This window comes from Blautia sp. OF03-15BH, from assembly GCF_003463065.1.
Lineage (GTDB): Bacteria > Bacillota > Clostridia > Lachnospirales > Lachnospiraceae > Limivivens.
In genome coordinates, this window is the sequence record NZ_QSCM01000001.1 from 314,280 (window position 1) to 328,278 (window position 13,999).

12 protein-coding genes and 1 pseudogene are annotated in these 13,999 nt (G+C 48.6%); 1 reads left to right on the forward strand and 12 read right to left on the reverse strand.

The window, feature by feature from the left end; genetic code table 11:
- Positions 1–44: 44 nt before the first annotated feature.
- Positions 45–131: pseudogene (locus DXA57_RS17885) on the reverse strand (IS200/IS605 family transposase); the annotation flags it as partial.
- Between the two features lie 438 nt (positions 132–569).
- On the opposite strand from DXA57_RS17885, the gene tnpC reads away from it, so the two are divergent.
- Positions 570–2,045, forward strand: coding sequence for an IS66 family transposase (gene tnpC / locus DXA57_RS01445; RefSeq protein WP_117764122.1), 1,476 nt, complete (start codon positions 570–572; stop codon positions 2,043–2,045).
- A 142-nt stretch (positions 2,046–2,187) separates the two neighbouring features.
- On the opposite strand, the gene DXA57_RS01450 is transcribed toward tnpC, so the two are convergent.
- The 11 genes from DXA57_RS01450 to DXA57_RS01500 all read right to left on the reverse strand — a co-directional run bounded on the left by DXA57_RS01450 (position 2,188) and on the right by DXA57_RS01500 (position 13,947).
- The gene (locus DXA57_RS01450; RefSeq protein ID WP_117764123.1) at positions 2,188–2,661 is read right to left on the reverse strand and encodes an NUDIX hydrolase; all 474 of its coding nucleotides are present in this window, start codon (positions 2,659–2,661) and stop codon (positions 2,188–2,190) included.
- Between the two features lie 70 nt (positions 2,662–2,731).
- The gene (locus DXA57_RS01455; RefSeq protein ID WP_117764124.1) at positions 2,732–3,634 is read right to left on the reverse strand and encodes an RluA family pseudouridine synthase; all 903 of its coding nucleotides are present in this window, start codon (positions 3,632–3,634) and stop codon (positions 2,732–2,734) included.
- 148 nt (positions 3,635–3,782) lie between these two features.
- Positions 3,783–4,862: an NAD(P)H-dependent flavin oxidoreductase gene (locus tag DXA57_RS01460; RefSeq protein WP_117764125.1), complete on the reverse strand. Its 1,080-nt coding sequence runs from the start codon at positions 4,860–4,862 to the stop codon at positions 3,783–3,785.
- 272 nt (positions 4,863–5,134) lie between these two features.
- Positions 5,135–5,791: a hypothetical protein gene (locus tag DXA57_RS01465; RefSeq protein ID WP_117764126.1), complete on the reverse strand. Its 657-nt coding sequence runs from the start codon at positions 5,789–5,791 to the stop codon at positions 5,135–5,137.
- Positions 5,788–7,734, reverse strand: a complete 1,947-nt coding sequence (locus DXA57_RS01470; RefSeq protein WP_117764127.1) for a hypothetical protein — start codon at positions 7,732–7,734, stop codon at positions 5,788–5,790. Before DXA57_RS01470 ends, DXA57_RS01465 begins: the two co-directional genes overlap by 4 nt.
- Before the next feature lie 39 nt (positions 7,735–7,773).
- On the reverse strand, positions 7,774–8,421 hold the full coding sequence (locus tag DXA57_RS01475; RefSeq protein WP_117764128.1) for an ABC transporter ATP-binding protein: 648 nt from the start codon (positions 8,419–8,421) through the stop codon (positions 7,774–7,776).
- A gap of 24 nt (positions 8,422–8,445) precedes the next feature.
- A complete protein-coding gene (locus DXA57_RS01480) occupies positions 8,446–9,177 on the reverse strand; it encodes an ABC transporter permease (RefSeq protein WP_117764129.1) in 732 nt (243 codons plus the stop codon).
- On the reverse strand, positions 9,174–10,061 hold the full coding sequence (locus tag DXA57_RS01485) for a hypothetical protein (RefSeq protein WP_117764130.1): 888 nt from the start codon (positions 10,059–10,061) through the stop codon (positions 9,174–9,176). Before DXA57_RS01485 ends, DXA57_RS01480 begins: the two co-directional genes overlap by 4 nt.
- A 2-nt stretch (positions 10,062–10,063) precedes the next feature.
- Complete coding sequence (locus DXA57_RS01490) at positions 10,064–11,689, reverse strand: DUF6034 family protein (protein WP_117764131.1); 1,626 nt, start codon at positions 11,687–11,689, stop codon at positions 10,064–10,066.
- A gap of 204 nt (positions 11,690–11,893) precedes the next feature.
- Positions 11,894–13,285: a sensor histidine kinase gene (locus DXA57_RS01495; protein ID WP_117764132.1), complete on the reverse strand. Its 1,392-nt coding sequence runs from the start codon at positions 13,283–13,285 to the stop codon at positions 11,894–11,896.
- The gene (locus DXA57_RS01500; RefSeq protein WP_117764133.1) at positions 13,282–13,947 is read right to left on the reverse strand and encodes a response regulator transcription factor; all 666 of its coding nucleotides are present in this window, start codon (positions 13,945–13,947) and stop codon (positions 13,282–13,284) included. Before DXA57_RS01500 ends, DXA57_RS01495 begins: the two co-directional genes overlap by 4 nt.
- Positions 13,948–13,999: the final 52 nt, after the last annotated feature.

Here is a 13,999-nt window from a genome sequence, read left to right on the forward strand (position 1 = left end):
TTTAAATCAATACGACTTGCTCTGATGTTCAATATAACGGCGGATATTTTCCTCCGGTATTTCACTGACCATACCATATAGTAGTTGATATTACACACGCAAGTCCTATAATGCATAAAATTTTCTTTTATATGCATATATATAGTATAACACAAGAGCCAAAAACACGCAATAATTATACAAACATATTTTCGATTATTTACATGTGGGTTACGGAATTAAGAGAAAACTAGTAACTGTTCAGAACCCCTTCGGGTTCGTTGCTAGGTATTGTGCAAAATAGAGAATCGAAAAATCTTTTCTACTCTGATTTGCTGTTACTCTGTGGATAAAAGTGATGAATTTTTATTTGTATATCAATCTTGTGGATATTCCTCAAGCATCTGTCTTTTATCCGCTTCATTTTTGTCTTTTGAGACGATTTTACATATATTTATAAGCATTTACACCTTCAAATTTAATACTTATCCACCGTCATTTTGCCGAATGGATTTTTCGACAGATTCGCTTTTTTACAGCGTTTCCGCTATAATGAAAACATAAAATCCAGCGGAAAGAAGGTGGTTTGAATGCCCGTTAATATCACAGAAGAATTCGTTCATCAGCTTATGGGACAGATTGATTTTCTGACAAAGCAAAACAGCACATTAACAGCTACTGTTGACAGCATGAACCTGACAATTGCCGAGCTGAATCAAACCATCAAGGAACTGAAAGAACAGCTAAACAAAAACTCCAAAAACAGTTCCAAGCCGCCTTCATCTGACGGACTTAAGAAACCTGCGGTAAAAAAGAACCGAAGCTTTCGAGAATCTTCCGGGAAAAAACAGGGTGCCCAGGAAGGACATGATGGAGTTCATCTCTCTGTCATTTCCAATACGGATCATACCAGGGATCATATGCATTCTGACTGTGCCGGATGCCCTTATCGCACAACATGTCTTGATAAGGCTTGTGTAAAAGAAACCCGTCACGAGATTGATGCAGTTGTAACTGTAGACGTCACTGCGCATAATCTCATTGAAGTGCACAAATGCCCTTTGCATGGTGGTGCGAAAACAGGAACATTTCCCGAAAACATAAAAGCAACTGTCCAGTATGGTAAAAATCTTCAGGCGATGGTTGTAGCTTTCAACACGGTTGGCGCAATCAGCATCAACCGTACTCATGAAATCCTGTCCAGTGTGTTTAACATTCCATTAGCAACGGGAACCATTAAAAACATGGTAACCCGCTGTGCAGAATCGCTGAAAGATACTTATGAACAGATCCGTTTGAAAATGATCGCACTTGGACTGATCCATTGTGATGAGACCGGGAGCCGCGTAGATGGAAAAACCTGCTGGGTTCACGTTGCATCCGACCAGGATTATACATATCTGACCATAAATCAGAAACGTGGACAGACAGGCATGGATGCTGCGGATGTGCTGTCACATGTCCACGGGATCATTGTGCATGACTGCTGGGGTTCTTACTGGAAGTATCAGGATGTGACACATGCCATCTGCTGTGTGCATCTTCTCCGGGAACTAAACGGTGTAATTGAAAATCATCCGGAGCAGACATGGGCAGTCAGGTTTAAGAAACTTCTGCTCGATATGAAAAAGGCGCGTGATAAAGCACTTCTTTCCGCTAAGGATGAGGTCAGCTACTATCACCGTCATAAATTTGATATGGAGTATGATTCCATCATCAAAACTGCATATGAGGAAAATCCCCTTCCTGAAACTCCTGCTAAAAAGCGTGGTCGCAAGAAAAAGGGCAAAGTATTAAATTTAATCTGCAGACTGGATAATTACAAGGCATCAGTCTGCCTGTTTATAAAGAATCTCTGTGTACCCTTTGATAATAATCAGGCGGAACGTGATCTTAGAATGATAAAAATAAAAACCAAGGTCTCTGGATGCTTCCGAAGTGAAGAGGGTGCACAGGAATATCTTACAATCATGAGCTATATCGGATCAGCCCGCAAGCATGGAATAAATGCTTTCACAGCTATCCGTGAAGCACTGAACGGAACCCCTGATATCATTTTCAACTAATGGGGTCCTGAACAGTTACGAAAACTATTAATATCAAGTATGAGGATTATTGTACTATTTGTACTATTTGCACTGTGCAGATATGCACACTCCTGCGCTTTCATCTCGGTAATTGAATTGCCGAGGATTCCCGCTTATTGTCCTAAAGTTCCAGTTTTCTGCCGTCCAGAACGGCTTCGGTCAACTGGTCACCGTTTTCATAAACCAGTTTCAGGGAAAAAACCGGATGATCTTCATTCAAAAGCCGAAAGAAGATCTTATCGCCTTCCCAGAGGTTCAGCTTATAAATCTCATCTTTACGAACCCATTCCAGCGTTCCTTCGGGACAATCCGTAAGTTTTCCTTCATAGCCGGTGGCTGTGTAAAGGAAGATACATTCCGATTCCCAGGGTTCACAGATAAAGGTGAGAATGCCTCTGAGACGGTAATCCGTCAGTGTCAGTCCGGTTTCTTCCCTGGCTTCTCTTAAAAGGCAGTCTTCCGGACTTTCGTCTTTTTCAAATTTTCCTCCGATACCGATCCATTTATCTTTGTTGACGTCATTCTTTTTCCTGATGCGGTGAAGCATGAGGTAACTGTCCGAATTTTCTATATAGCAAAGTGTTGTAAGAAGCATATCTAAAATCCTTTCTTATGTAAAAATCAGAGTTTTCCGGGCGTTGTAAAGCGGATTGCGAATGTCCGCTTTACAATGCCGGATCAGATCGCAGATACTCCGTGAAATCCAGTGGCAGCGGTGACTCGATCACCAGTCGTTCCCCTGTGACCGGATGAACCAGCTGCAGGACATGGGCATGCAAAGCTGCCCGCGAAAAATCTTTGCAGTCCTTTCCGTACAGGGGGTCTCCCAGCAACGGATGACCGATCCCTGCCATATGCACCCGGATCTGGTGTGTTCGTCCGGTGGTGATATGGATCCTGAGTAATGCAGCCTCCGGAAATTGTTTTTCCAGTTTCCAGTATGTATGGGCTTCCTTTCCGTTTTCCGGATCCGTTTTCATCCGGATCGGATGACTCCCCGGCACCTGGCTTACAGGGATATGGATCTCCCCTGCGTTTTCCCCGAAGCATCCTTCCGCCAATGCCAGATATTCCTTCTCATACCTTCCCTGTTCCCGCTCTTTGGAAAGACGGGCTGCCGAAAGCTTTGTTTTTGCAAAAAGTACTGCACCGGAGGTGTCCTTATCCAGCCGCCCGATGGATCGCAGAACCGGAGTTTCTCCTCTCTTCTGAAAATATCCCATAAGCTGATTGGCCAGTGTATCCTGATAATGCCCGCCGGAAGGATGCACCAGGATCCCCGCCGGTTTATCTACCACCATGAGATCCTCGTCCTCATAAAGGACGGAAACCATTCCTTCTGCCGGGATCAGCTGGCTGGAGCTTTCTCCCTCCTCTTCCACAAGAATTTCCAGAAGATCTCCCGGTTGAAGTTTCTCCGTCACTCTTCTGCGGCTTCCATTCACCCGGATTCCATTTTCCCGAAACTTCAAAGCACTGATCTGCTTTTTGGAAAACCCAAGCTTCTTCCTCAGAAAATTTTCTATGTCTGTATTTTCTTCAATCCGATAAGTAAGTATACGTTTCATAAAGCTGTGACCAATCCTGCCGCCTCTCGTAAAATATGTCTCCTCTATCGTATCACATTTTCTTTTTCTATCAAAGCCCCTCTGTAAAACAAAAGCGCCCCGCCTGCTGTTTTCCAAAGCAGGTGGAGCGCCTGTGAATCGTATGCGTTTACCATGTTTCTGTCAGTTCTGCCATCAGTTCTTTCACCGTCGTCATTTCCCGGATTCTTCCGGTATTGGCTCCGCAGAAGACCAGTCCGTTTTCCACATCACCCTTTACCGCATCGATCAAAGCCTTTGTGATGCAATAAGGTACCTTCGCCGGATTGCACTTTTCCAGACAATTATAACATTTTTTTACAGGGATCCGTCCTTCCGCCACGGTCTCTGTCAAGTGGTTTCGAAGGGCCCGGCCCGGCATTCCGACCGGACTCTGGATCAGCTGGATTTCTTCCTCTTTTGCCTGAATATAAGCATCTTTATAGAGCTGGGAGGCATCACATTCCTCCGTTGCCACAAAACGGCTGGCGATCTGCACTCCGTCTGCACCAAGAGAAATTGCATGGTCGATATCCTTCCGGTCAAAAATCCCTCCTGCCACAACGACCGGGATTTTCTTTGAGAACTTTTCTTCATATTCTTTCTTACAGCTGATGATCTCCCGGATCTCCCGATCAAAGTCCATTTCTTCCCGATGCTCCAGCTGCTCTCTGGAAAAGCCCAGGTGGCCTCCGGCCTCCGGTCCCTCAATGACCAGAAAATCCGCTGTGCGCTGATAATGATGATCCCACATTTTCAGGATCAGCGCTGCTGCTCTTTTCGATGAAACGATCGGTGCGATCTTTGTCCCGCACTCCTCCGGCACCAGTCCCGGAAGATCCATTGGAAGCCCCGCGCCGCTGATGATCACATCCGCTCCTGCTTCGACTGCTTCCCGCACATGTTCTTTATAGTGTTTCAATGCCACCATGATATTTACGCCCACCAGGCCGTTTCCTTGTGCAAGCTCTTTCGCTTTCCGGATATGTTTTCGGATGGCTCTTAAATTACAGGCTGCCTGATCGCTCTCAAAGCCTTCCTCATCATAACCGATCTGGGCTGTGGAAATAATCCCAATCCCGCCTTCCTTTGCCACTGCTCCAGCGAGGCGGCTGCGGCTTACACCGACCCCCATGCCTCCCTGAATGATCGGAACTGCTGCCGTCCGTTCACCGATCTGTAACCCTTTCAAACCACTTTGCTTCTCCATACTTCTATACCTCCATAACCATCGCGTTTATAGTAAAGCGGATATTTGCGATCCGCTCCCTCTGTCTGCTCATGAACACAGTTGCTTTCTGACTTGCGTTCAAACGATTTCAGTATAGAACAATATTGTTTTCATGTCAACTTTTTCTTTTCTTTATAACTCTTTTATATAGTTTTTATTACTATATTCGTGATATGATGCCAGGGTCCAAAAGTCAAAAAGCCGTTCATGCTTGCATGATAAGGCTTTTGACCTTGGGCCCCACAGCGGAGCTATTCCCTGACCTCTGCTGCCGAAAAGCTTTCTTTTGCCTTCCGGAAATTCGTCTCACCTTTCACTGTGAGAAGAATCTCTTTTATGGAAAATGGCTGGCTGTACTGTTCGGCCAGAGTTTTTGCCTGATCAATAGAAAAACAGATCCGGTCTGCCGGTTCCTTTAAGATCGCTGCCACGCGGCAGGAAAAAGTCTGCTCCGGCCGTTCCGGGAAGGAAGCAGTCAGTATAAGATCCTGATAGCCTTCGAGGAGCTGATTCAATCGCTTTTCTGAGATCCGATGACCATTGCTGTCTGAAAATGCAGAAAGTGCTTCTTTTCCTATAAGAAGCACCGGTGTCCGCCCCAAAGCAGTAGCAGAGACCTGCTCCGCCTGATACTGAAAATCCGCAAGTTCCACGCCAAAAAGCTCCGTGTCCATAGCATACTCTTCCATGCTCAGATGGACAGTCAGCAGGGCAACCGGCGTAACAGACTGAATTCCGGGAAGTTTTTCCGCTTCTTTTAAGAAATCCTCATCATAAGTGATCCCGTTCAGAGGTATCTGCTCCTGAAAGATCTTCTCCTCCCTTGAAAACTTCATGAAAAGAACAACCAGCAGAAACAGTGCGATCGTTCCCAGAAAAACCGGCAAGATCAGCCATACCTTTTTCATCGGCCGGCCTCCTTCAGAAGCTGTATTTTCCGGCGGAGGCTCCTGACAAGTGCCAGAACCAGAAGGAGAAGAAAGGCTGTCACCACAGCAAAGACCGAATACCACCAGGAATTGCCCGTTTCTTTTTCTTCTGAGACATGCAAGGAAAGGATCTGCGCTTTTTTGATCTCTGTCTGATATTCCTTCGTTTCTTCATGAACATTTCCAAGCCCGTCCTCATAAGTCAGCGTCAGCGTTCCACTCACCGGACCATATTTTTCTGCGTCACTGTTTCCCGGATCGTTTCCGATCTCTTCCATGGTCCGGGTGCCCACATAGACTTTCATGACTCCTTCTTCCTCCGTTCCGGCCTCCAGATTTCCCAGAAAAACCTCTTCCGTTGGAAAAAGTCCGGTTCCGGAAAGACAGATTCTGGCGTTGTAGACCTTGGTCCGGCTCAGATTCAGTGCTTTTACCGAAAGTTCTTCCGTATCGGAAGCATAAACAACGGTCGGAAAATCCATGCTCTCCAGTTCCATCCGCACCGGCTGGGTAACGGTAAGCGCCAACGTTTCAGTACCTGTGGAAGCGGTCCCTTTGGAATCCTCATATTCAAATGTAAACGTCAGCGTGTTTTCCGCACTCTCCGCATCTTTTGCCACGGTGAGAAGACTTTCCAGGACAGCATTTTCCCCCGGAGAAACTTTTGTAAAATACCAGGAATTTTTCCCGAGTTTCACACCGTTCCCTGAGGAAGCCGCCGTGATCTTCAGGTTGTACATCTCCTCGGAAGCACTCCTGTTCTGAAAGGAAGCGATCAGATTCTCACTGCTCCCGGCCTCCAACATTTTTCCGGACAGATTGCAGGTATCCAGAAGCATCTTGGGCTGATGGATGATTTTTTCTGTCTCCGGAATTCCGCCTCCACCGCCCTGCTCACCGCCTCCGCCAGCGGGTTCGTCTCCACCGATGACCACCACATCGCTGTCGTCTTTTTCCGGAATTCTGACAAACAGACGATATTCCAGAGTGACCTTTTCTCCTTTTTCTGTATAACCCAGAGCTTTTACTGTGACAGGATACTGTCCCGGCTCCGCTGTGGAAAGGAACTGAAGCTTCACGCGGTAAACATAGGCTTCCGTGCTTTCCGCTGCTCCTTCTTTTTTCTTGAGTGCCTTTCCATCCCGGTCAAAACAGACGGTCTTTTTGTCCACATCCTTCTGGTAATTCTTCATCTCGAAGGGAACCGTGCCCGTGGAGGCAAATTCCAGGCTCACCGTGAGACGATCATTTTTCAGAGGACCATCCGCCGTGAAGGGAACCACCAGAGTGGCAGAACTTACTGTCGTCGTTGGTGCATATCCCTGGGAATAGGTGGCTGTCATGCCGGAGTAGAGATGACGATTATCGATGCCGAGATGGATTTCGCCGGAAGCAGCAGCGGAAGGATTTGTGGATGGTTGTTCCGTAACAGGTTCTGATGATGCTGGTGACGCCGGTTCCGTTGCCGGCTCGGACGGTGCAGGGGCCGGAGATTCCGTTGCCGGTTCTGATGATGCAGGGGCTGGAGGCTCCGTTGCCGGCTCGGACGGTGCAGGGGCCGGAGATTCCGTTGCCGGTTCTGATGATGCAGGGGCCGGAGGCTCCGTTGCCGGCTCGGAAGGTACTGAGACCGGTGGTTCGGTCACCGGCTCCGACGGCACAGGGGACGCTGATTCCGCTGTCGGCTCTGAAGATGCAGGAGCAGATGGTCCGGCATGTGGTTCTGACGCTGTGGAAGCCGCTGCTTCGGCCGCCGGTTCTGTCGGTTCAGCTCCAGAAAGTCCGCCAGCAGAGTCCTCCGCCGCCTGCACGTTCCGATTTTCCCAGCCATTTATGGAATTTCCTCCTGTTCCTTGTATAAGCAGGACTGCCAGCATAGCCGCCAGCACCTTTCTTCCTCTCCGGTTTTTCATCTTTTCCATCGTCCTTTCTTGTCCGTCGGATATTTGCAATCCGCTTCATTACTTGCCTGATTCCGTTAAAATCCCGCCATCCATCTCATAGACCCGGTCACAGAGGAGCCGGATATCCTCCTCATTATGACTGGCCAGAAGAATGGTCTTTCCTTCTTTTTTCAGTTCCAGAAGAAGGGAACGGATTTCTGCCACGCCGTTTTTGTCCAGACCGTTAAATGGTTCATCCAGAATCAGAAATTTCGGATCTTCCATAATGGCCTGCGCAATGCCCAACCGCTGCCGCATCCCCAGAGAATATTTTCCCACGGGCTTTTTCATATCCGGATCCAACCCTACCTTTTTCAGAACCTGACGGATTTCTGTCTCTCCGATCTTTCGGTTTAAATCTGCCAGAATTTTCAGATTTTGGATGCCGGTCTGGTTCGTGAGAAAGCCCGGTGTCTCAATGATCACACCAAGCGATTCCGGGAAATCTCTGTCCACACCGATCCTTTTTCCAAATACCCGGATCATACCGGAAGTAGGCGGCAGAAAACCGCAGATACACTTCATAAGAACCGTCTTTCCTGAGCCGTTGTTTCCTGCAATACCGTAAACCTTCCCTCTCTCCAGAATAAGATCCACCTTTTTCAGTACCAGATCCTCCCCGAAACGTTTCGTCACACCTTCTATCTCTACGCAAGGTTCTGCCATATGTGCCTCCTGTTTTCCTGCTTATCAGATTTCCTCTGTCCTTCGATACAGCACCACCCCATGAGCTGCCATACTCCCCAGTAAAAGAAGCAGCAGAAACAGCCACAATCCCATGTTTTCTTCTCCCCAGTCACCGCTTCCCTCGATCCACCCGGGAGGATAAAGCCAGAAAGCCTGTTCAAAATACCGGTCATGGAGAATCATGCAGAAATAGTAGGCCACAAAGGGCAGCCCCCAGGCCATATATACCGACCTGCACACAACTGCTGCCGTTCCGCCAAGCGTACTTAAGATTCCACCCAAAAGCCCAAGCCGGAGCAGAACACAGAAAAATGAAATACCTTCTTCCAACGGAAAATCCCCCTTTTTTTCCAGTGGAAAAAAAAACACAAAATAACCGAAAAGCACCAGTATGCCGGCAAGAAACCAGGCAAGAAAACCGCTGACCATGACAGTCACAACTTTATTCCCCACATAATCCAGACGTCCGGTCCGTGGAAGAACCGCCTTCAGAAAACCACCTTTCCACTCTCCCAGAAAAGAATCACTCCAGGGAAGTACCGCTGCCAGTGGCACAAAAAAACAAACCGTTTCCGAATAAAAGGCTTCTTTTTCCATAGAAAGAAAACTCCAGGCTGAAAGAAGTCCATCTTCAAGCTTCGGATAAGCCGCTCCCAAAGCGATCCCCAGTGCTCCCAAAAGCACCGCCGCCCAGAAATTTTTTCCGGATAGCATCCGTTTGTTTTCGCTCCTCATTCTTTTTCCCCCAGAAAAGTAAAGGGATACCGCTTCAAGGCTTTCATGGAAAGCAGTACCAGCAGAATTAGCAGCCCGTCAAAGACCGCCAGTGACTGCACCACTGTAGGCAGCCGGTCATAGCCGAAATTATGACGGGCATAGACCGCATGACTCAAAGGGCTGATCCAGCCTGTCAGCACGTTGACCTTATACATCTCATAACTTTCCATTCCCAATAGGCTGCCGATCGTCTGCGGATCCAGAAGGAACCCAAAGCCACTGAAGAAAAGCCCTGCAATCATTCCTTTGTTTCCTTTAAAGATCAGATTTCCTGCCAGGATCACAAAGCTCAGGCAGAGGGAATAAAGAAAAATCAGGGCAGCCACCTGAAGCGCACAGCGGTAAGGCGGCATACTCTCCATGACTTTTACCGTAGAAGGAACGCTCAGGTCTTCCCCCAGTTTGGAATACGCCAGCATGGCTGCCGTCTCGCTCCAGACATCTCCCGCATAGCTGTTTTTCATGCAGAGAAGCACGGTGGAAAGAAGCATGAAGCCCGTATAGAGAAGGGTCGCAGCCGCTACATAGAGCAGCTCTCCGGCAAGCCACTTTTTCCGCGTCATCCGGATCAGGTAGTAAGGAGAAACCGGTGTCAGCCCCGGAAGATCAGCAAAAAGCAGCAGAAGCAAAAGGGAGCTTAAAAGGATCGCCGTACTGTCTCCGAAGGTCCAGAGAAAGGGTTCCACCGCCTGCACAGGTGTATGATAGGCTTCCATAACCACCATGATCCTGGTACTCAAAAGATAGGAAAGTACAAACCCCAGAAGGAACGTCAGAACCACCCTGGGATTTTTCCAGAAACCCCTAAAGGAAAATTTTGCTGCTGCCAGTACCTGCCTCATAATCAGTACCCCAGGTTCCTGTCGATGATACTTCCGTCGATCGCATTGATCGTAAGATAGCTCTGATAAGTCATATTATTTGTGCTGGTAACGCCCTCATAGGTACTCTCAAAGCCGCCAAAGAAATCCCAGGCGGGAACCAGAATACCGTTTTTTGGATCACTGGCCGGTTCATAGATCCTGGTATAGCCAAAGGTGATCCGGTTGATATGGTAGATCCGTTCCTGCTCATAATTCAGAGTATCCGCATTCTGAACCAGCATCATTTTCTCATAGATCTTCATGATCTCATCAAAGGACAGCAGCTTCAGATTCTCTGTCTTCACTTCCCCTTCGTCATAACGGTTATCAAACTCCAGATATTCCACTCCATCCGCATTCACTACAAGATCCAGCACCTCATAGCACCAGGTTTCCATCTCGCTCTCCATGCTCTCAAGACCGCCGCCATATTCCATGGTATAAGTGATGGGAATCTTGTTGATCTTCCGCACATAGTGGAACTGATAACCGGCAGCGATCTGTTTTTCCCGTGTGTATCCCCCTGTTTCCGTATCCGAATTCCAGAGAAGCGCATATTCCCACTCTCCCATCACCATGTCCGGAATATTGAGTTTTGCCACTTTTTCATCCGCCAGTTTTTTTGCTTCCTCGAAGCTGATCCCGATATCATTTTTTATGGTCTCTTCATCCGGAACCTCTGTCGTATCTTTTAATCCTCCATAGCCTGCCCAGAAACTGGTATCCAGATTGGAAAATTCTTCATAGAGCCTGGAGATTCTTATGTTCACAGGCATGCTGGAATAGCCAAAAACCGCATAATCATACCATTTCCCGTCTTCCGTCTTTGCTGTTCCCATAAAGCGGTTTTCATCTATGTAAGTGCCGCCCTGGCCATCTTCTTTTTCCAGATTCAGTTTCGCCGGGACTTCCTGCAGCTGCTTTTCTTCAGGCGCTTCCTCATAGGCATTCTCTGCGTTTTCAATGGCGTTGTAGATATCATAAACCAGACTCCCGTCTTCATCCGTCCCGTAGCCGTAGGGATCCAGATTGCCTTCTGCCAGATACCCTTTCAGTTCTTCCAGCTTTTTCTGCAATTCCGGCTTTGTTGGCTGATAATAACTCTCCTGTGAATAAAACACCGCATCCGGCAGGAACGCTTCCGTCACCTGATCCATCAGCGCCTGATCCAGAGGATGCTGGCTCACTGAAATCGCCGACACCTTCGAGGCCTCCGGAATCTCCACATCGGCATCTGTCAGGATCTGAAGTTTTCCTGTCTCATCTTTCACCTCGCTGCTATAATGCTCCGGAGCTCCGAGGGCGCTGCGAAGCACAGAGGAAGAAGTCTCACTGGACTGGGGCGTCTCAGCTGTTTCTGTGCCGCCCTCGTCACCAGGCGCAGTTGTGCTGTTCTCCGTCTCGGTGCTGTCTGCCTCCAGATCATCAGGGTTCTCCGTCCCGGCCGCACTCTCCTGCGCCGCCAGAGTCTCGCCTTCTTCATAATTTTTCAGGCTGGCCGCGCCTTTCTGGCGCACCAGAGAGCTCTCTGGAGTCTTCGCGCAGCCTGCCAGCATTCCGGCTATTATCAAAATGCCAGCTATATTCAAAACTCTTCTATTCTTCATTTCAAATCCTCCTGACCTTTTTTCTGCTCTTAGCCTATCACAGCTCCCTTGTCAAAATCCTCGCTGAGTTGTAACCGTTCTGTAACCGCAGTTCGGCTTTGGAAAGCCGTTGGAAAACATATGCGAGGGGGACGGCTCCTGGGCCGCCCTCCCCCTCAGCCTCCCCCTCGTGGCCCTTTAAGGTCAAAAAATATGGGGCTTACGTCAACAGTTTTCCCCCTTACTGATGCGAACGCAAGTCCCTTTCCCTTCCTCACTTTCCAGGGAAAGCCGCGCCCCGTGCAACATCGCAATCTCCTCACAGATCGCCAGCCCCAGTCCCACGCTTCCCGCGCTCCGTGCTCGGGCTTTATCTACCATGTAGAAGGCTTCCGTCACCCGCGCCAGGTCTTCCAGCGGAATCCCTTTTCCCTCATCTTTCACTGAAAGCTCCCTCTCATCCGCCCGAATCCATATCTTCCCGCCTTCTTTAGAAGCCTTCACAGCATTATCCACCAGATTCATAACAAGGCTCATCATCAGATCCTGGTCCATGGTCTTCGTAAGATCCTCTGGAGTGCAAGAAATCTCCAGGGAAAGCTTTTTCTCCTGCAATCTCCAGAACGTAAGCTCCTTCACTTTTTCGATAAAAGGCAGCACCTCCACCTCTTTTTTCTCAATGGTGCTCTCCCCCATCTCATAAAGGCCGGTGAGCTCCAGCATCTTCACCGACAACCGTGAAAGCCGCCGGCACTCGTCCCCAATATATTGAAGGGCCTGCTCCCTCCGCCGTTCGCTCAGCCGCAGCGTCAGGAGCGTATCCGCATAGCCGATGATGGCTGTCATGGGCGTTTTCAGTTCGTGCGCCAGACTTCCCAAAAGCTGTCTCTGCGTCTCATTGACTGCTGAGAGTTTTTCCACATGCTCCTCGATCTTCTCTGCCATCTGGTTAAAACTCTCCGTCAGCTCTGCGATCTCATCCTTTCCCCGGACGGGCAGACGGATCCCATAGTTCCCATCTGCCAGCAAAGCTGCCGTTTTTTTCAGTTCCACCAATGGCCGGATCGTCCGGTATATTCCATGAAAAAGAAAAGCCCCGATAAAAAGCAGGGCTCCTACGGTAAAAAGAAGCCCTTCCAGAAAAAGCTTATCAAAGCGCTGATAGATATCCGTTATATCCTTATAGTAAAGAACGCGGTAATTTTTTCCAAAAGTCAGCATATCCCAAAAAAGTAAAAGCCTTCTCTCTCCGTTCTTTAAGAGAAGCCCGTTCTCCCTGTCATCCGTCCGTTTAAAAACATCTTCCACCTCATACTCGTAGGCACTGATGTTAAAAAGCTCCTTCGTCCCCCGGTAAAGGATTCCCTGGCTTCCCACATACTGGCGGAAAGCGCTGGCCACGATCCGGTCCTGTATTTCCTGTTCTTCCGTTTCATACATGCCTCTGAGCTTCTGGTCCAGTTCTCCTGTTTTTCCCCGAAAACTGAGTTTCTCATAGTACTGGATACTCTCCACCGCCTGCCGCCTTGACTCATAGATCAGGTAAAAAAACACTGCCTGGGACAAGACCAGAAACGCCAGAAAAATCTGCAGAAACAACTTTTTAAAAAGCTTCACTCATCCACCTCCAGCCGGTACCCGATCCGGGGAATGGTCCGGATCACGTCCTGGAAACCAAGTTTTTTCCGGATCCTGCCCACATGGGCGTCCACCGTTCTGGTCTCTCCCTCAAAGTCCACGCCCCAGAGAGCCTTCAGGAGCTGCTCCCTCGTGAGGGCCTTATTTTTGTGCCGGACAAACATCAGAAGGCAGTCGTACTCCATAGGCTTTAAATAGACCTCCTCTCCCGCCTTCGTGACGCTCCTTTTCTCCGTATCAATCTCCACATCCTGAATTTTCAGGATCTCTCTTCCTTTCTGATGACGCTCCAGTACTTTTTCCACACGGACCAGAAGTTCCAGCATCTCAAAAGGCTTTACAATATAATCCTCCGCCCCTTCTTTCAGTCCCCGGACCTTACTCTGGACATCCGCTTTCGCCGTCAGGAAAATCACCGGAATCCCTGCCGCCTTCAGCTCCGGCAAAAGCGCAAAGCCATCCTTTCCCGGAAGCATGATATCCACCAAGGCCAGATCAAAATCCGCCTCTTTTTTCAGAGTTTCCTCCGCCTCCAGCCCATCCAGACAGGAAACGACCTCATAGCCCGTCACCTCCAGATTCATGGAAATCAGGTCGTTGATGGCCATTTCATCCTCTATCACTAAAATTTTTCCTCGCATATTTTCACCTCAGTTCCATTTTAGCATAAACCCACTGTGGAAGGTTGTAACC